This window comes from Hoskinsella mucinilytica (genome assembly GCF_045223415.1).
Taxonomy (GTDB): domain Bacteria; phylum Bacillota_I; class Bacilli_A; order Erysipelotrichales; family Erysipelotrichaceae; genus Hoskinsella; species Hoskinsella mucinilytica.
Genome location: NZ_JBEQZJ010000004.1, coordinates 76,645 through 95,050, shown reverse-complemented (window position 1 = coordinate 95,050; position 18,406 = coordinate 76,645). Strand labels below are relative to the sequence as shown.

At 35.7% G+C, this 18,406-nt stretch carries 17 protein-coding genes; 11 read left to right on the top strand and 6 right to left on the bottom strand.

What is annotated here, in order from left to right:
* The first annotated feature begins 63 nt into the window (after positions 1–63).
* From UGRO018_RS02385 to UGRO018_RS02345, 9 genes are all read left to right on the top strand, one after another.
* Positions 64–663: a stage II sporulation protein M gene (locus UGRO018_RS02385; RefSeq protein WP_416324847.1), complete on the top strand. Its 600-nt coding sequence runs from the start codon at positions 64–66 to the stop codon at positions 661–663.
* Between the two features lie 31 nt (positions 664–694).
* Entirely contained in the window at positions 695–1,354 is a 660-nt protein-coding gene (locus UGRO018_RS02380) for a tRNA1(Val) (adenine(37)-N6)-methyltransferase (RefSeq protein ID WP_416324846.1), read from the top strand.
* Between the two features lie 89 nt (positions 1,355–1,443).
* Entirely contained in the window at positions 1,444–2,346 is a 903-nt protein-coding gene (locus UGRO018_RS02375; RefSeq protein ID WP_416324845.1) for a tyrosine recombinase, read from the top strand.
* Positions 2,343–3,533 carry a phosphopentomutase gene (locus UGRO018_RS02370; protein WP_416324844.1) on the top strand — a complete coding sequence of 397 codons (1,191 nt, stop codon included), beginning with the start codon at positions 2,343–2,345 and terminating at the stop codon, positions 3,531–3,533. Before UGRO018_RS02375 ends, UGRO018_RS02370 begins: the two co-directional genes overlap by 4 nt.
* Before the next feature lie 29 nt (positions 3,534–3,562).
* Positions 3,563–4,396, top strand: a complete 834-nt coding sequence (locus UGRO018_RS02365; RefSeq protein WP_416324843.1) for an Mrp/NBP35 family ATP-binding protein — start codon at positions 3,563–3,565, stop codon at positions 4,394–4,396.
* A 129-nt stretch (positions 4,397–4,525) separates the two neighbouring features.
* Entirely contained in the window at positions 4,526–5,809 is a 1,284-nt protein-coding gene (locus UGRO018_RS02360) for an adenylosuccinate synthase (protein WP_416324842.1), read from the top strand.
* A 131-nt stretch (positions 5,810–5,940) separates the two neighbouring features.
* Positions 5,941–7,173: a glutamine synthetase family protein gene (locus UGRO018_RS02355; protein WP_416324841.1), complete on the top strand. Its 1,233-nt coding sequence runs from the start codon at positions 5,941–5,943 to the stop codon at positions 7,171–7,173.
* A 23-nt stretch (positions 7,174–7,196) separates the two neighbouring features.
* On the top strand, positions 7,197–7,778 hold the full coding sequence (locus UGRO018_RS02350) for an ANTAR domain-containing response regulator (protein WP_416324840.1): 582 nt from the start codon (positions 7,197–7,199) through the stop codon (positions 7,776–7,778).
* 5 nt (positions 7,779–7,783) lie between these two features.
* A complete protein-coding gene (locus UGRO018_RS02345; RefSeq protein ID WP_416324839.1) occupies positions 7,784–9,382 on the top strand; it encodes a CTP synthase in 1,599 nt (532 codons plus the stop codon).
* A gap of 33 nt (positions 9,383–9,415) precedes the next feature.
* Here UGRO018_RS02345 and purB read toward each other — a convergent pair whose 3' ends face one another.
* From purB to UGRO018_RS02330, 3 genes are all read right to left on the bottom strand, one after another.
* Positions 9,416–10,846 carry an adenylosuccinate lyase gene (purB, locus tag UGRO018_RS02340; protein WP_416324838.1) on the bottom strand — a complete coding sequence of 477 codons (1,431 nt, stop codon included), beginning with the start codon at positions 10,844–10,846 and terminating at the stop codon, positions 9,416–9,418.
* Between the two features lie 22 nt (positions 10,847–10,868).
* Positions 10,869–11,573 carry a phosphoribosylaminoimidazolesuccinocarboxamide synthase gene (gene purC, locus UGRO018_RS02335; RefSeq protein WP_416324837.1) on the bottom strand — a complete coding sequence of 235 codons (705 nt, stop codon included), beginning with the start codon at positions 11,571–11,573 and terminating at the stop codon, positions 10,869–10,871.
* Between the two features lie 238 nt (positions 11,574–11,811).
* The gene (locus UGRO018_RS02330) at positions 11,812–12,495 is read right to left on the bottom strand and encodes a phosphoribosylaminoimidazolesuccinocarboxamide synthase (protein WP_416324836.1); all 684 of its coding nucleotides are present in this window, start codon (positions 12,493–12,495) and stop codon (positions 11,812–11,814) included.
* 293 nt (positions 12,496–12,788) lie between these two features.
* Here UGRO018_RS02330 and UGRO018_RS02325 point away from each other — a divergent pair, with 293 nt between their 5' ends.
* Together UGRO018_RS02325 and UGRO018_RS02320 are read left to right on the top strand one after the other, a co-directional pair.
* Positions 12,789–14,108 (top strand): MurT ligase domain-containing protein, encoded by a 1,320-nt coding sequence (locus UGRO018_RS02325; RefSeq protein ID WP_416324835.1) that lies wholly within the window; start codon positions 12,789–12,791, stop codon positions 14,106–14,108.
* 17 nt (positions 14,109–14,125) lie between these two features.
* Positions 14,126–14,869, top strand: a complete 744-nt coding sequence (locus tag UGRO018_RS02320) for a type 1 glutamine amidotransferase (RefSeq protein ID WP_416324834.1) — start codon at positions 14,126–14,128, stop codon at positions 14,867–14,869.
* A 791-nt stretch (positions 14,870–15,660) separates the two neighbouring features.
* Here UGRO018_RS02320 and UGRO018_RS02315 read toward each other — a convergent pair.
* From UGRO018_RS02315 to spoIVA, 3 genes are all read right to left on the bottom strand, one after another.
* Complete coding sequence (locus UGRO018_RS02315) at positions 15,661–16,365, bottom strand: zinc metallopeptidase (protein WP_416324833.1); 705 nt, start codon at positions 16,363–16,365, stop codon at positions 15,661–15,663.
* 104 nt (positions 16,366–16,469) lie between these two features.
* Positions 16,470–16,754, bottom strand: coding sequence for an HU family DNA-binding protein (locus tag UGRO018_RS02310; RefSeq protein ID WP_416324832.1), 285 nt, complete (start codon positions 16,752–16,754; stop codon positions 16,470–16,472).
* A 108-nt stretch (positions 16,755–16,862) separates the two neighbouring features.
* On the bottom strand, positions 16,863–18,341 hold the full coding sequence (gene spoIVA, locus UGRO018_RS02305; protein WP_416324831.1) for a stage IV sporulation protein A: 1,479 nt from the start codon (positions 18,339–18,341) through the stop codon (positions 16,863–16,865).
* Between the last annotated feature and the right edge of the window lie 65 nt (positions 18,342–18,406).

The window sequence follows — 18,406 nt, the reverse complement described above, 5'->3', positions numbered from 1 at the left end:
ATGTCGAACGAAAAGAAGCCTTGAAACTTCTTTTTTTTCATATGCTGTAGTAGAGGTGAGTTTATGAAACAACGAATCTACCATGGCTTTTTTCGTAAATATCGCAACGTCTATCTTTTTATCGCAATTCTATTGGTTGCGGGCTTTGCGGCAGGGTTGTATTTCAGTAAAACAATCGATATCAATGATATGAAAAACTTCACAAGCTATCTCAATTCAATGAGTGATAATGCAACCAGTTTTTCAGGACAATTCCTTTCAGGTATTCTTTTTATCTTATTTGTCTTTTTTTTAGGCACCAGTATCATCGGTATTCCTTTTATTAGCTTCATTGTATTTACCAAAGGCATGCAGATCGGATTCTCCTGTGCCTTATTTGTCTATACGTATCAATTAAAAGGAATCGCAGGTATCATCTTGACACTATTCCCTCAAGTACTAGTAGATTGCTTAGCGACCTTTTTGATTTCGGCCAGTGCCATACAGTTGAGCATGTATCTCATCATATCATGCAGCAATAAAGAACGCTTAGATTTTCGTAAGTTGGCAGACTCTATCCTTAATGATTTGATCATCTGCTTTTTGATTGTGATCGTAGAGGCGTATATTAAAGCGGATTTGATGATTCAATTGGTCAACCTATTCAATTTAATAGGGAAATAAGGTATAATAAACAAGATGATGAGGTGAAATAATGGCATATACGTATGATTATTTAAATGGTACAGATATTTATCTCTATCAAGATGATCAAATGTTTCGAATGAACAGCGATACAGCGAGGTTGGCGGCTTTTATGAAGATACATACATCTGATACTGTTTTAGATATTGGAACCAACAATGGAGCATTGCTTGCGGCAGCAGCAAGAAAAAACCCTTCCAAGTTGATTGGCATCGAGATACAGCATGATGCCGTTGTTTTGGCCAAACATAATATGGAACAACTTCACATTGATGCGGATATCATAGAAGGTGATGTTTCAAAGTTAGTGATGCCTAAGGTAACGGTTGTGGTATGTAATCCACCTTATTTCCAACATTATGAAGGAACGGCAAAGAATGAAAGTGAAGCAATGAGGATCGCACGACATGAAGTCCATTTGACCTTAGATACGCTTGCAAAGAAAGTATCGCAAGCACTTCAAGAGAAAGGGCGGTTTTATTTAGTGCATCGTAGTAATCGATTGATCGATATCGTTACGACATTAAGAGCCTGGCGTTTGGAAACAAGAACGATCCAATTTATTTATGATGAGAATAAGGAAGAAGCAATTGGGGTTTTGATAGAAGCGATTAAGGATGGTAAAGCCAATTGTCATATTCTTCCACCGATCACGCATACAAGAGGTTGATGTTTTGAAACATCAGCTTTTTTTCTTTTTCAAGTTCTTTTTAAGAGAAATGATGATGTTCCTGTGGTATAATATCTAATGGTGATAACGTGGATATTTTAGAAGCAATGGAGGATTATTTTCATTATATTAGTGTGGTCGATCAAAAGTCTTTGGCAACGATTGCATCTTATCGTCGTGATCTGACACAGTATCGTGAGTATTTGGCTTCTGTAGGGGTTTTACAGCTACAGGATATTACTTATCCGATCTTACAAGATTTTTTAGCTTTACAAGCAGATAAGAAAAAGGCAAGTAGTGTGAATCATATGATCACGGTCCTTCACATGTTTCATGGTTATATCAAAATGAATTATCCAAATATCGAAGATGTCAGTGTCCATCTTCATGGACGTAAAGTCGGTAGAAAATTACCAAAGTACTTCAACATAGCTGATATCACAACGCTGTTAAACAGTTTTGATGATAGTGATGAAGGTATATTTCATCAAGCATTGCTAGAGGTCTTATATGGGTGTGGTTTACGTGTGAGCGAATTGTGTTCCCTTACATTAAATCAGATTCATTTGGAACAAGGGTTTCTAAGGGTCATTGGAAAAGGTGATAAGGAACGTATGATTCCCATGCATGGGCGAAGCATTCAAGCTTTACAGAATTATCTGAAGCTAGTAAGGGTTCATTGGGTGAAAAAGCGAGAATCCTATGTGTTTATCAATCATCTTGGACATATCGTGACCAGACAATATGTACATCTTCTCATTAAGAATCAATTGAATCTTCTTGGTTTGGATGAACGTCTTAGTGCTCATAGCTTTCGTCATAGTTTTGCGACTCATTTACTTGACGGTGGCGCAGATCTTCGTGTGGTACAAGAGCTATTAGGACATAGTGATATATCCACAACACAAATTTACACGCATATCCAAAATAAAAAGTTAACAGATGCGTATGCATCCTTTCATCCTAAAGCAAAGGAGGTAAGCAAACGATGAAAAAATATAAACGTATTGTGACCATTGTCATAGATTCACTTGGTGTAGGAGCTATGCCGAATGCTATGGACTATGACGATATCGGAACGGATACTCTTGGGCATATTGATGAACATATGCCAACGTTTTCTATTGAACATTTGGCAGATTTAGGTTTGGCGAATCTACATCCCCTCACACATGTCGCACCACGCAAAGAGCCAAAGGGATATTATACCAAACTGAAAGAGGCAAGTGTAGGTAAGGATACGATGACGGGTCATTGGGAAATGATGGGTCTTCATATTACATCGCCATTTCAAACCTTTACAGAAACAGGATTTCCAAAAGAGCTGTTAAAGGAATTAAGTGAGCGTTGTGGTCATAAGATCGTCGGTAACAAAGCAGCAAGTGGAACGGAAATACTGGATGAATTAGGCGAACATGCTAATCAAAGTGGTGATATGATCGTCTATACAAGTGCAGATAGTGTATTACAGATATGCGGAAATGAAGAAACTTTTGGTTTAGAAGAGCTGTATCGTTGTTGTGAGATTGCAAGAGAATTGACGATGAAGCCGGAATGGAAGGTTGGGCGTGTCATTGCCAGACCATATCTTGGAAATAAAAAAGGCGAATTCAAAAGAACGAGCAATCGACATGATTATGCATTGAAGCCATATGGAAAAACAGCATTAAATGCTTTAAAGGATGCGGGATATGATGTAATCAGCATCGGTAAGATCAATGATATCTTCGTAGGAGAAGGTATTACGAAAGCCTTAAAGTCAAAAAGCAGTGTTCATGGTATGGAACAAACCATAGAGGTCATGAAAGAAGATTTCACAGGATTATGTTATGTGAATCTAGTTGATTTTGATGCCTTATGGGGACATCGAAGAGATCCTATCGGATATGGGAAAGAATTGGAACGCTTTGATGAATTATTAGGAATGGTGTTAAAAGAATTAAATGATGATGATCTATTGATCATAACTGCAGATCATGGTAATGATCCTACGTATAAAGGTAGTGACCATACGAAGGAAATGGTGCCTTTCCTTGCATATTCCCCTTCTATGAAAGGGCATGGATTATTACCGGTGTCCGATACATTTGCGATGATAGGTGCAACGATTGCGGATAACTTTGAGGTAGCAATGCCAGAGGGTACGATCGGTTGTAGCGTGCTTTCTGAATTAAAATAAAACAATTAGGATAAAGGAGCGAGATACAAATGAGTAATTGTAATAACTGTCCAAGCAAAGGGACTTGTGGTAAGAGTGAGGATTCTTGTGGAATTCAAAATAATGCCAACAACAAAATCAAGCATGTGATTGGCGTGATGAGTGGAAAAGGTGGCGTTGGAAAAAGCAGTATGAGCGTACTGCTTGCGAAAGTTCTTGCGGATAAAGGAATGAAAGTAGGCATTATGGATGCCGATATAACAGGGCCAAGTATTCCACGTTTGATGGGATTAGAACATGAAAAAGCATATGGAACGAATGATGCCATTCAACCGGTCGTTGATAAAGATGGCATTAAGGTGATGTCATTAAACTTCTTGATGGATGACGAAAATCAACCGGTTGTTTGGCGTGGCCCTATCGTAGGGAATGCAGTACGTCAATTTTGGACAGATGTTATTTGGGGAGAATTAGACTATTTATTGATCGATATGCCTCCTGGAACAGGTGATGTAGCCTTAACTGTGTTACAAAGTTTACCCGTGAATGGCGTCGTGATGGTATCTACACCACAACCAATGGTTTCCATGATCGTATCAAAAGCCATCAATATGTGCCATCAGGTCAATGTTCCGGTATTGGGCGTTATTGAAAATATGAGTTATGTAGAATGTCCGGATTGTGGAAAGCGTATTGAAATTTTCCAACATAAGGATACGGAAGCATTTTTGGAAAAGAATGGATTAAGTTTATGGGCAGAACTTCCGATGACACCAAGTATCAACATGATTTATCAAGATGATAATTTTGATGTAGAAACAGCCAAAGCGATGAAGGCATGGATCACACCAGCTGTAGATAAGTTGATTGACGCAACCAAATAATGCATTGAAAAAATATGAAAAAATAGATGAAAAATGATTTCCTTTTTTCATGATTTGTGCTATATTATTAAAGGATTTTTTGCTGGACATATAAAACATGCATCACAATCCCTAAGGAGGAATCATCTTATGCCAGGTTATGTAGTAGTAGGTACCCAATGGGGCGATGAAGGAAAAGGGAAGGTTGTAGACTATTTAGGTTCTAAAATGGACTATGTCGTTCGCTTTCAAGGAGGAAACAACGCAGGACATACCGTTGTAGTAGGAGAGGACAAGGTCGTATTGCATCTACTTCCAAGCGGTGTGTTACAAAATGCAACCTGTGTGATTGGACCGGGGGTTGTAGTGGATCCCTTTGTATTCCTTGAAGAAATCAAATCATTAGAAGAAAAAGGAATGAATACAGATCATGTAAAAATTTCTGATTGTTCTCATATCATCATGCCATATCATGTGTTATTAGATGAATTGATCGAGGAATCTTTAAAAGATAACAAAATCGGTACGACAAAACGTGGTATTGGACCTTGTTATGCAGATAAATATTCTCGTACAGGACTTCGTATGGGTGATTTATTAGATTTTGAAAGTTTTCAAAAGAAACTAAAGACAGCCGTTGAGATGAAGAATATCACCTTTCAAAAAGTATATGACCATCCAGGCTTTGTATATGAAGAGCTATTAGAGAAATTCAAAGCAATCAAGGATTTATTGTTACCAAGAATTATCAATGCTCAAATTGATGTCAATAAAGCATTAGATGAACATAAACAAGTATTATTTGAAGGTGCTCAAGCTGCGATGTTGGATATCAATTATGGGAATTATCCTTATGTTACATCTTCATCTCCTACCAGTGCAGGAGTATGTACCGGAGCAGGAGTTTCACCAAAAAAATTGGATGTTATCATTGGAATTGCGAAAGCCTATTCTACAAGAGTAGGAGAAGGCCCCTTTGTTTGCGAACTGTTTGATGACATGGGAGATGAATTAAGAAATAAGGGATTTGAGTTTGGTGCAACAACAGGCAGACCAAGACGTTGTGGATGGTTGGATGTGAATGTTGTAAGACATGCCGCTATGATCAATGGATTGACAGATCTTGTAATTACCAAATTGGATATTTTATCCGGAATCAAAACCATCAAGATGTGTGTTGCTTATGATATTGATGGAAAACGTTATGACTATATACCAAGCAATGTAGAAGATCTTGCGAAAGCAAAACCAATTTATGAAGAATTTGATGGTTGGAGTGAAGATATCTCAACGATGAAATCTTATGAGGAATTGCCTGAGAATGCGAAACGATATTTGGCTAGAATTGAAGAACTAACCAAAACCAGAATTTCTATGATTTCAGTGGGACCAGAAAGAAATTGCAATATCATACTACATGAATTTGTAAAATAGGATTGACAATAAAACATCGATTTTGTTAATATATATCATATTAAAAGAACAATGGCGTTCATAGAACAGAAAAACTCATCGTTTTTCTGTTCCACTGACGCCTTTTTTGTTTTGAAAAGAGAGGTGCTCTTATGATTACAACCGAAAAAGAAATTGTATCTTTTCTAGAAGAATACGATGTAAAATTTATTCGCTTGGCTTTTTTTGATATATATGGAAATCAAAAGAATATATCAATCATGCCAAGTGAATTAAGCAGTGTTTTTGAGTATGGATATAGCTTTGATGCAAGTGCTATCAATGGTTTCACAGATATAACTGTATCAGATTTATTTCTGTTTCCAGATATATCTACTTTAACGATTCTTCCTTGGCGTCCACAGACAGGGCGTGTAGTACGTATGTATTGTGAGATACGTTATCCAAACGGTACTATTTTTCCTTATGATACTAGAAGCTTGCTAAAAAAAAGTATGGATACCTTACATCAAAAAGGATATCAGGTTATGCTTGGAAGTGAATGTGAGTTTTATTTGTTTCAAAGAGATGAAGAGGGCAATCCAACAAGCATTCCTTATGATCAAGCAGGGTATTGTGATATTGCTCCTTTAGATAAGGGAGAAAATGTAAGAAGAGAAATTTGTTTAGATTTAGAGGAAATGGGAATCCTTCCAGAGAGCAGTCATCATGAACAAGGACCTGGCCAAAATGAAATTGATTTTCATTTTGAGGAAATGTTAAACAGTTGTGATAACTTAATGACATTTCGCAATGTAGTGGATATGGTAGCACTGATGAATGGACTTTATGCATCCTTTGAGCCAAAACCAATTTTAAATCAACCAGGGAATGGATTACATATCAATTTATCCATATTCAAGGATGGAATGAATCTATTTGCGCAAAATCCTCAATTAATGAATGCATTCATTGCAGGTATCATGTATCGCATGAAAGAAATCACATTATTTCTAAATCCTACAAAGCAATCTTATTTACGATTAGGTGAAGATAAAGCCCCTTGTTATATCAGTTTCTCCCATAACAATCGCTCTTCTTTGATTCGGATACCGGCCGCTGATCCTATTCATACACGAATGGAATTAAGAAGTGCTGATCCATCATGTAATCCTTATATTGCCTTTCTTTTGGTTGTTTCTGCAGGAATAGAAGGCATGGAACAAAATATGCATATGGAAGAAAATAAACAAAATGTTTATGAAGATCATGAAGGTTTGGAGAAACTTTGTGGTAGTTTAGAAGAGGCCATTGAGATAGCAAGAAACAGTAAGTTTGTCAAACGTATCCTTCCTGAAGGGTTACTAGAGCGTTATATCGAAGGTATCAAAACAGCATCAAAATAACGCAAGATAAGAGGTGAGCTAAGATGCAGCATGTTCTAATCATTTCAACAAATGAGAAAATTAACGTATATGTTAAAGATTTCTTGCATAGCGAGGATCATGTCCATATCACCGCTTGTAAAGAAAGCAATAAAGCAAGAAGACTTGTATTAGAACATGCATTTGATATTATTCTCATGAATTATCCGCTTATGGATGATACAAGTTATGATTTACCCTTAGATTTAGCAAAAGGATGTGATGCCACGATCTTTTTGCTAGTCAATCAGAAAAGGTATGATGGCATTGTTGATAAAATGGAACAGGCTGGCATTTATGTTATAGGAAAGCCTATCAATAAGCAAGTGCTGTCGCTAGTGCTAAGATTTGCATTTGTTACACAAAAAAGGATTGCTATCATGCAACATAAAACGAAGAATCTCAGTAGTAAATTACAAGAAATTAAGCTCATAGATCGAGCAAAGTGTCTTTTGATGGAAAAGGAACATTTAAGTGAACAACAAGCCCACCGTTATCTTGAAAAGAAAGCAATGGATCAGCAATGCACCAGATTTGAGATAGCAAAGCGTTTGATTGAAAAATATCAACATAAAAAAGGAGTGTAATTCGTATGTGTAAGTTTATATTTGTAACAGGTGGAGTTGTCAGTGGATTAGGAAAGGGAATTAGTGCTGCATCACTTGGAAGGCTATTAAAAGCTCGAGGTTTAAAGGTTGCGGCAATGAAATTAGATCCTTATATCAATGTAGATCCTGGTACCATGAGTCCTTACCAACATGGAGAGGTATATGTTACTGAGGATGGAAGTGAAACAGATCTTGATTTAGGACATTATGAGCGATTCATGGATGAAGATTTGAATCAATATTCTAATGTCACAACCGGAAAAGTATATTGGAATGTATTGACCAAAGAGCGTGCCGGAGCTTATCTTGGTCAAACAGTACAAGTTATTCCTCATATCACCAATGAAATCAAACACCATATTTATAAAGCCCAGGAAGAAAGTCAAGCAGATATCATGATTTGTGAAATTGGTGGAACAACAGGGGATATTGAGAGTCAACCATTTCTTGAAGCAATACGTCAGGTTGCTTTGGATAAGGGAAGGGAACAATGTTTGTATCTTCATGTTACTTTAGTACCCTATATTGAAGGCAGCAATGAACCTAAATCAAAACCGACGCAACATTCTGTAAAGGAGTTACATTCCTATGGAATCTTTCCTGATATCATCATTGCCAGATGTAATCGTCCTTTAGATCAGGATGTCAAAGATAAGATTTCCTTATTTTGTAATATTCCCAAAGAATGTGTAATCGAAAATAGGACAATGCCATCATTATATCAAGTACCTTTCATGTTACAACAACATGGATTAGACGATATTGTATGTAAAAAATTTCATTTGAATTTGCCTAAGGCAGATCTAACGGCATGGGCAATCCATATTCAACATGCGGATGAAATAAAGGATCATGTTACGATTGCTTTGATTGGTAAATATGTGAAGTTACACGATGCCTATTTATCTGTTGTGGAATCTTTATATCATAGTGGACTTCAAAATCAGGTGAACGTGCATATCAAATGGATAGATAGTGAAGAAATCACTAAGGATAATGTTCATGAAAAGTTGTCAGATGTACAAGGTGTGTTGATTCCCGGTGGATTCGGAAATAGGGGAATTGAAGGCAAGATACAAGCAGCTACCTATGCACGGATCCATCATATTCCATACCTTGGAATATGCCTTGGTATGCAGATTGCTGCCATTGCATTTGCTCGTAGTGTCTTAGGTTATACAGATGCCAATTCTTATGAATTCGATCCCTTAAGTCAACATTTGATCATTCACTTTATGAGCGATCAACATGATGCTATCAGCAAAGGTGGTACTATGCGTTTAGGAGGATATCCTAGTTTGATCAAAGCAAATACGCAACTTTATCGTGCATATGGATGTGAACAGATCAGTGAACGACATCGTCATCGATATGAATTTAATAATGCGTATCGTCAAATGTTCCAACAACATGGAATGCAGATCAGCGCAACATCGCTTAATAAAGAATTGGTAGAGGCGATTGAATATAGTGAAAATGAATTTTATATTGGTGTTCAGTATCATCCTGAATTTAAAAGTAGACCCAATCGACCTCATCCGTTATTTGTGGATTTTATCCATTATGCAAAATCTTATAAATAAAGAAAAAAGACGATACTTCGTCTTTTTCTTTATTTATACGTTAATGTCAGCATGCATACCTAATGCATCTTTTTCTTGTTCCAAAATAGGATCAATAAAGTCATGGAAAAATTCTTCCGTTTGATGTGGTGCACGACCAACAAAATTTTCAGGAGACATGATTGCTTTTAATTGTTCCATATCTTGAGGGAAAGCATCATCAGCTGCAATACGTTCTAATAGATCATTCTCTTTTCCTTCTACCTTAACCATCTTACCAGCTTCCATAGAATGTACACGAATATGTTCATGCAGTTCCTGGCGATCACCACCGGCTTTCACAGCATCCATTAAAATCATTTCTGTAGCCATGAAAGGCAATTCTTTCATCAAATGAGATTCAATGACTTTAGGATAAACCACCAATCCATCGGTGATATTCAAATAAAGATCAAGGATGCCATCAATGGCAAGAAATGCTTCTGGAATACTGATTCGCTTATTGGCAGAATCGTCTAATGTTCTTTCAAACCATTGAGTTGCCGCAACAATGGCAGGATTCAACGTATCCACAATAACATAATTGGCTAGGGAAGCCATACGTTCACTTCGCATAGGATTACGTTTATATGCCATTGCGCTAGATCCGATCTGCCCCTTTTCAAATGGTTCTTCCACTTCTTTTAAATTCTGAAGCAAACGAATATCATTAGAGAATTTATGTGCACTTTGAGCAATGGAACCTAGTACATTTAAGATTCGAGAATCCACTTTACGAGAATAAGTCTGTGTAGATACTGGATAGCTACTATCATATCCCATTTTTTCTGCGACAAGTTGATCCAGTTGTTTTACTTTTTCTTCATCATTATCAAACAATTCCATAAAGCTTGCCTGTGTACCGGTTGTACCTTTACATCCACGAAGCTTTTTATGTTCTAAAAGATAACATAGATCTTCATAATCCATCAAAAGATCATGTGCCCATATAGCAGCACGTTTTCCTAATGTTGTTGGCTGTGCTGGTTGGAAATGAGTAAATGCCAGAACGGGAAGGTCCTTGTATTGTAAAGCAAACTTTTTCATTTCTGCCAATACATTGACTAGTTTTTTCTTTATTAACTCTAATCCTTCATTCATGATGATCAGATCCGTGTTATCACCAACAAAGCAAGAAGTTGCACCTAAATGGATGATACCTTTGGCATTGGGACATTGCTCACCATATGCATAAACATGGCTCATGACATCATGACGAACAACTTTTTCACGTTGCTTTGCGACATCATAATTGATATCTTCAGCATGCGCTTTTAATTCATCGATTTGTTCTTGTGTGATTGCTAAACCTAACTCTTTTTCACTTTCCGCAAGTGCAATCCATAATTTTCTCCATGTTTTAAATTTTTTATCATTAGAAAATAATGCTTGCATCTCTTCACTGGCATAACGTTGTCCTAACGGACTTTCATACTTATCATACATGCTTTATAAATTCCTTTCTATTTTATATTCCAAGACGTTGATAGACTTCCTGATAGGCTTCTTCTACATCACCTAAATCACGTCTAAAACGATCTTTATCTAAATGCTCTTGTGTATGGATATCCCAAAAACGACAAGTATCCGGAGATATTTCATCAGCAAGCACGATCTTGTCTTGATAACGACCAAACTCTAATTTAAAATCAATAAGATCAATATCTATAGCATAAAAGATCTTCTTCAATACATCATTGATGTTAAATGCCATATCAGTAATGGTATCGATATCTTCTTGTGATGCAATATTTAAAGCCAAAGCCATATAATGATTGATCATAGGATCATTCAGATCGTCATTTTTATAACTGAATTCTAAAATAGGGCATGCTAGCTCTGTACCTTCTTCTAGACCCATACGCTTTGCAAAGCTTCCTGCAACCTTATTACGTACAATGACTTCTAAAGGAATGATATCCACTTTTTTTACAAGGGTTCTACGATCATCTAACTCCTTGATAAAGTGAGTAGGGATTCCTTGTTTCTCTAATTTTTCAAAAAGGAAATTTGTCATTTTATTGTTAATTGCGCCTTTACCAAGTATGGTTCCTTTTTTTTCACCATTAAATGCAGTTGCATCATCTTTGTAATCAACGATCACAGAAGTTTGATCTTCTGTCGCAAATACTTTTTTTGCTTTTCCTTCATATAGCAATTCAAGTTCTTTCATTTTGTCCTCCAGTATAGAATCCTTCATTAAGCCGATAAATACAGTCTTTTCTTAATAAAATCACAGCTTGAAAATTCTACGTTACAATTATAGGGCAGTGATTTTACGATGTCAAGAAAACCAATGAGAAAAATTGTATATAGGCTTTACTCTTCCAAGTTTATAGTTCCATTCATTGATAAAAAAGCAGGTAAAAGCGATATCCATAAGGGCGCCTTTGCCTGCATTTTAGTGTTATTTATTTGTTAAGAATCATGCTTGTTAAATCAACAGGGTCCACAATTGCACCATCTTTGTAAACACGCATGTTACCGGATGCAATTTCATCGATCAGAATTACTTCATCATTATGGTAGCCAAATTCGAATTTGATATCATAAAGATCTAAACCGATTTTCTTCAAATCTTCTGCAACGATTTTAGTGATCTTTAATGTCTGTTCTTTCATGCTTTCAAACTGAGCTTCACTCATGATGCCAAGAGCAGCCAAACCTTCACTTGTGATAAGTGGATCACCCTTTGCGTCATCTTTTAATGTAGCTTCTACATAGCCACCTTCTAAAGGTGTTCCATCAGCAATATAATCGCCATAACGACGAATAAAGCTTCCTGTAGCAACAAGACGACAGATGACTTCTAAGCCTTTACCAAATACTTTCGCAGGTAAAACTTCCATAGTTGCATTTTCTACATCTGCGCTTACATAATGTGTTTTGACACCGGCATTTTTCAGAATTTCAAAGAAGTGAATAGAAGTTTCTAGATTAGCTTTACCAATACCTTCAATTGTCAATCCAACCGCATTTTCACCTGGATCAAAGACACCGTCTTTTCCTGTGCAGTCATCTTTGAATTTCAGCATGACATTGCCATTCTCTAATTCATAAACATCTTTCGTTTTTCCTTCGTAGATTTTTTTCATGATTGTCCTCCATTTATTGTAACAGGAACATTATATCATTTATTTTCAGAATTTCTATGTAATTTTTTCCTCTTTTTATATTTTTTAGAAATTTTTATGCATTTTTATCGATTTTCCTTGTGATTTTCTTGAATGATTAAATTTTGAAACGTTTTCACATAAACACAATCTCTTTATATCATACTAATACAAGGGAAATTTTATAAATTGTAAAGGATAGCATAGAACTTTTGCGTCAATCCATGTATAATGTATAAGTTAAAAGTAAACTTACTTCACAAAGGAGGAACCATATGACGAGCATTGCGATTCTCATAACCAAATTATCTTCATTTTTACTACATTTGATACATAGGGGAGGGTCTTTACCTGGATCTATCGGATTAAGAATCAACCCTTCTTTATTAAAAAATCTAAAAATCAGTTGCCCTGTGATCTTAGTGACCGGAACCAATGGAAAAACCTCAACCAGTAATATGATTGCGGATATGTTTGAACATGCGGGATATCGTGTCATTAACAATCGAAAAGGGGATAATCTTAAGGAAGGTATTACAACTGCCTTGGTTACAAATACAGGATGGAATCGAAAGGTCAAAGCAGATGCTATCGTATTGGAAGTTGATGAATTAAACATTCCTTTCATCATGAAGAATTTAAAAGTAGATGCATTGGTCGTGACCAACTTTTTCCGTGACCAATTGGATCGAGCTAGAGAAATGGAACAACTGATCGTGAAAATTGAGCAGGCAATTCATGATTTCAAAGGAACTTTGGTGTTAAATGGCAATGATCCTAACGTTGTTCGTTTGAAAGATGCTGCATTACAAGCTTCTGCTGTTTACTTCGGCATGGAACAATGCATTAGTAGTAGCAAAGAAACCAAAGAGGCGAGTGAAGGAAAATTCTGTCCACGTTGTGGAAACAGATTAACATATGATTATTATCAATATTCTCATATAGGGTATTTTCAATGTACTGGGTGTGATTTCCATACTCCTAATATAGATGCCTTGGGTATTGTTATAGATATACCAAGCAAACGATTTGAATTTAATGGTAAGACATATCAAGCACCACAGGGGGGCTTATACACCATGTATAATTGTATGGCTGTCATTGCAATTGCTACCTTATATCATATTGATTCTAGTTATATCGCAAAAGCTTTTCAGGAAATTAAAGTACCTGATGGAAGAAATGAAGCTTTTACCTATCAAGGACACTCTTTAGTTTTAAATTTAGTAAAAAATCCGACCGGTGCCAACGAGGTAATGAAAGTGATCGAAGAGGATCACAGTAAAAAAACAATTATGATCGTGTTGAATGATAATGCCCAAGATGGTACAGACGTGTCATGGATTTATGATACTTTCTTTGAAAAATTAATATGTGAGGAAACGTGTAAGATGATCATTTCAGGTACTCGTTGTTACGACATGGCGTTACGTTTAAAGTATGGTAATTATCATGGAGAATTAGAGATACATGAGAATTTGAAAGATGCAGTTGATGCTTTGTTGAAGGCAGACACTACCATGTATGCTATTGCAACTTATACAGCATTGCAACCTGTTAGAAATCTTTTCGTTAGTAGACTGAAATCAGAATAGGAATGGAGAACGATAATATGGAACTTCGTGTATGTTGGATGTATCATGACATCATGGATCTTTATGGTGATAAAGGTAATATGATGGTTTTGAAGAAACGCTGTGAAGATCGAGGTATTTCTATCATGATCGACACTTTGGCAATTGGTGAAGATCGAGATTTATGCCAATATGATATTTTGTTCTTAGGTGGAGGTGCCGACAAGGAACAAAAAATGTTAATAGAAGACCTACGTTCTAGAAAAGAGCAAATCAAAAAAGCGATGGAGGAACAAACCTTTGTCTTATTAATTTGTGGAGGTTATCAATTATTTGGTCAATATTATATTAGCGCTGATAATGAAAAGATCGAAGGTCTAGGGTTCTTTGATTATTATACAGATACAGGCTCAAATGGAACACGTTGTATTGGAAATATTGCCATTGAATGTAACCTAGATGGCAACAGCTTTACAGCAGTAGGATTCGAAAATCATGGTGGTCAGACCTATGGTGTTGTATCACCTCTTGGCCATGTACTGGCAGGCTATGGCAATCATTTTGACGCAAAGCAAGAAGGATTTTATAATGGTCAAGTACTAGCAACCTATATGCATGGACCATTGCTACCTAAAAATCCGGAAATTGCAGATTTTGTAATTTATAAAGGTCTGAAAAAAAGAAATCCGGAAATCGCAATTTGCGATCTAACATCGTTAGATGACACTTTAGAACAAGAAGCAAAGAAAGCAATATTAAAAAGATTAAATATCGTTGATTAAAAATAATAAAAGTTACAACTGATAAGGGAAGTCTTAGGAAGGTTGTAACTTTTTTTGTTTATGAATGGATACTTTTGATGATGCTATCTAAAGACTCTTTATTACAAGAATAAGAAGTAATTGGAATACCAATTGACAGAAAGCTAACTGCTTTATAATTTAATACAAGTATAAGTCCCTGTTCGTTTAATAGCTTGGTTTTGTTTTTATTAATTTCAAATACTCTCTTACTATTTCTATTTGCTTTTGATATCACTACTTGACCTGTTTCAAGATATAGTAGAATATCTCGCTTATTTAGCTTTTTGTATGCTATGAAAGAATACAAATATGATTTTAAATAAATCAAAAGGAAACATGAGCAAAAGAAAATGAAATCGGAAAACGTTAATATCGAAGGATAAAGGGGAGAGAAGATAACATAAAACGGAACATAGATAAATAGTAAGTAATTGCTAATTTTAAAAAGCGGACTATAATCATGAAAGAAAACATTTATATAAGGAACGAGTTCTTTTATATTTTTATATGCTAGTTCAATGGTCAATCTTATCACTCCTCTTTTACTAGTCTATATTATAAGCCTAAAGATTTAGAAATACAAACATCTAAAGTGAATGTTAGATGAATTAATTTGTAATAAGACCATGAATGATCCATCAGTTAAGATTTCATTGCAAATTAGCTTAATTCTTTAATCCATAAAAATTACATAATATATATTATGCGAAGTAATATGTGTAAAAAGAAATAGTCACAGTTAATATGACTACATGTTCTTTTTGATTAATTTAATCACTGTTTCTTCTTTGGTTCCCTAAAATCATTAACAATATTCTAAGTATTTGCGCAAGTGTGGATAACACAGCCGCAACATAAGTAAATGCAGCGGCTTTTAACATTCTTTTTACATCATCTGTTTCATTGTCTGTAATCAGTTGATAGCTTTGTAGATTCTTTATGGCTCTATCAGATGCATTGAACTCAATTGGTAGTGTTAAGATCTGAAACAAAAGAATAACAAAGATGAGTGATAAACCAATATATAAAATAACAGGTGTAGAAGCAAACATAAACAATCCTATCACAAGTACGATCCAGCCTAACTGTGAAGCAATGTTGGCAATTGGTAAAATACGATTGCGCAATGCGATAAGCCCATAATGTTCTTTATGTTGTATGGCATGTCCTACTTCATGTGCCGCAACACTGATGGAAGCGATGCTTGTATTATAATAGATATCTGATGAAAGATGCACTACCCCATGTACTGGATCATAGTGATCAGACAAGCTACCTCCCCTGCTTACTTCTACTGAAATTTCAGGTAACCCACTGGCATCTAAGATCATCCTGGCTGCATCTTTCCCTGTCATTTTCCTTGCATTAGGTTTTGCTTTGTATTGATTATATACTTGTTGTACACGAGCTTGTGCTAACATAACAATAGCAAATCCTAGTATATAAAGTAAATATTGAATGGAATTGATTGACATAAACTTTAAAACCTCCAATGCTGATTTGCTTATTATTATAACACATTTTTTTCAACTGAGAACATAAGAAAAAAGGATATCAATTCCATATCCTTTCATCTATCTTATTTTACAGCTTCTTTAAATGCTTTTGCAGCTTTGAATTTAGGTGATTTTGATGCAGCAATTTCCAAAGGCTCTTTTGTAGCTGGGTTGATTCCCATACGAGCAGGACGTTCACTAACTTCAAATTTACCAAATCCAGAAATATCTACTTTACCATCGTTAGCCAAAGTGTTAACGATTTCTTCAAAAACTGTGTCTACTGCTACTGTAGCATCTTTTTTTGTCATTTCCAACTTTTCAGCAACGCTTTCGACTAATGCTTTTTTATTTAAAATTTCACTCATGTTAATTACCTCCAACATGAATATATAATACCATTTAGAGCCTTGTTTTTCAATACATTTTAAGAAAATAAGGAAAGAATACCTTAATTCACATTTTTATTCTATATTTTATAAAACGATGGCAATCACGTTTCCTTTTCCTTTATTCACAAGCTTTGTTAGGATATCTTGTAGGCGGATTCTAGCTGCTTCGGGAATCATGGAAAGCTTCGCATTTAAGCCATCACGAATCAGATCACTTAGCTTGCGTCCAAAGATATCGCTTTCCCAAATGCTTTGATCATCATCACCATCATCTCGTAATAAATAACGAATCAATTCTTCACTTTGCTCTTTACTGCCAATGATTGGTTCAAAGCTAGATTCTACATCTACTTTTATCATATGAATGCTTGGGGCAATCGCTTTTAATTTCACTCCATAACGACTTCCCTGCTTGATGATTTCCGGTTTGCTTAATTGGATATCTTGAAGTGATGCGCTGGCAAAGCCATAACCAGTTTGTTTTACCATTTTTAAAGCACTACTGATGGTATCATATTCTCTTTTGGCTTTACTATATTCTTGCATCAAGGCAATCAATTCACTCTTATCCTTAATTTCAACACCAATGATTTCCTTTAATATCTCATTATACAAACCGTTTTTCACGACGATATCCACATTAACAATGCCTGCTCCAGTATCTATGGTCGCAATATTGCTTGTATCAATGTATTCATTTTCATTAAGGACATCTTTGATGTTCTCTACTTCTTTTAGCTTTTCTACACTGGACATACTGTCTTGTATCGTCTGATTAAAACTTTTTTTCAACCAATGCTCGTCATCAAGTACAGCGATCCATTGTGGCATATTGATGTTGATTTCTGAAACTGGAAACTCATACAATGCTTCTCTTAAGATATCATGAACATCATTTTCGCTCATGTGATTGACAGCCATAGCCAAAACCGGCACCTGGTATTTTTCAATCAATTTATCAACAACAGCTTTACAGCTCATAGAATTCACATCACTGCTATTTACAACTACAATAAAAGGCTTTCCAATAGACTTTAATTCATCGATCACTTCAGCTTCTGCCTCAATATAGGCTTCTCTGGATAGATCTGAAATGGATCCATCTGTTGTAACAACAATACCGATGGTGGAATGATCCGTAATTACCTTCTGTGTACCGATCTTGGCTGCCTCATTAAAAGGAATTGCTTCCTCATTCCATGGGGTTCTAACCATACGGATACCATCTTCATCCTTATATCCTTTTGCTTCTGGTATTACATACCCTACGCAATCAACCAATCGTACATTTACGGTGAATCCATCGTCAAATTCAATGGTTGCGGCAGTATTAGGTACAAACTTTGGCTCTGTTGTCATGATGGTCTTTCCAACACCAGCCTGTGGTAGCTCATCGATCATGCGGGCTTTTTCATATTCATCATTCACATATGGTATGACTGCTTTTTCCATAAACTCCTTGATAAATGTGGATTTACCTACACGAACAGGGCCGACGATACCTAAGTATATATCACCACCGCATCTCTGAGCTATATTTTTTAAAATTTCTGTGGTATTCATTATTGCTTTATCCTCCCTTAGTCACTCTAAACTTATGATAAGATTTTCCTTTTTATGACCATATG

What these genes read in the sequence shown, in the direction of transcription:
- UGRO018_RS02385 (WP_416324847.1), top strand. Translation starts at nt 64, where the DNA reads ATGAAACAACGAATCTACCATGGCTTTTTTCGTAAATATCGCAACGTC.
- UGRO018_RS02380 (WP_416324846.1), top strand. Translation starts at nt 695, where the DNA reads ATGGCATATACGTATGATTATTTAAATGGTACAGATATTTATCTCTAT.
- UGRO018_RS02370 (WP_416324844.1), top strand. Translation starts at nt 2,343, where the DNA reads ATGAAAAAATATAAACGTATTGTGACCATTGTCATAGATTCACTTGGT.
- UGRO018_RS02365 (WP_416324843.1), top strand. Translation starts at nt 3,563, where the DNA reads ATGAGTAATTGTAATAACTGTCCAAGCAAAGGGACTTGTGGTAAGAGT.
- UGRO018_RS02360 (WP_416324842.1), top strand. Translation starts at nt 4,526, where the DNA reads ATGCCAGGTTATGTAGTAGTAGGTACCCAATGGGGCGATGAAGGAAAA.
- UGRO018_RS02355 (WP_416324841.1), top strand. Translation starts at nt 5,941, where the DNA reads ATGATTACAACCGAAAAAGAAATTGTATCTTTTCTAGAAGAATACGAT.
- UGRO018_RS02350 (WP_416324840.1), top strand. Translation starts at nt 7,197, where the DNA reads ATGCAGCATGTTCTAATCATTTCAACAAATGAGAAAATTAACGTATAT.
- UGRO018_RS02345 (WP_416324839.1), top strand. Translation starts at nt 7,784, where the DNA reads ATGTGTAAGTTTATATTTGTAACAGGTGGAGTTGTCAGTGGATTAGGA.
- purB (WP_416324838.1), bottom strand. Translation starts at nt 10,846, where the DNA reads ATGTATGATAAGTATGAAAGTCCGTTAGGACAACGTTATGCCAGTGAA.
- purC (WP_416324837.1), bottom strand. Translation starts at nt 11,573, where the DNA reads ATGAAAGAACTTGAATTGCTATATGAAGGAAAAGCAAAAAAAGTATTT.
- UGRO018_RS02330 (WP_416324836.1), bottom strand. Translation starts at nt 12,495, where the DNA reads ATGAAAAAAATCTACGAAGGAAAAACGAAAGATGTTTATGAATTAGAG.
- UGRO018_RS02325 (WP_416324835.1), top strand. Translation starts at nt 12,789, where the DNA reads ATGACGAGCATTGCGATTCTCATAACCAAATTATCTTCATTTTTACTA.
- UGRO018_RS02320 (WP_416324834.1), top strand. Translation starts at nt 14,126, where the DNA reads ATGGAACTTCGTGTATGTTGGATGTATCATGACATCATGGATCTTTAT.
- UGRO018_RS02315 (WP_416324833.1), bottom strand. Translation starts at nt 16,365, where the DNA reads ATGTCAATCAATTCCATTCAATATTTACTTTATATACTAGGATTTGCT.
- UGRO018_RS02310 (WP_416324832.1), bottom strand. Translation starts at nt 16,754, where the DNA reads ATGAGTGAAATTTTAAATAAAAAAGCATTAGTCGAAAGCGTTGCTGAA.
- spoIVA (WP_416324831.1), bottom strand. Translation starts at nt 18,341, where the DNA reads ATGAATACCACAGAAATTTTAAAAAATATAGCTCAGAGATGCGGTGGT.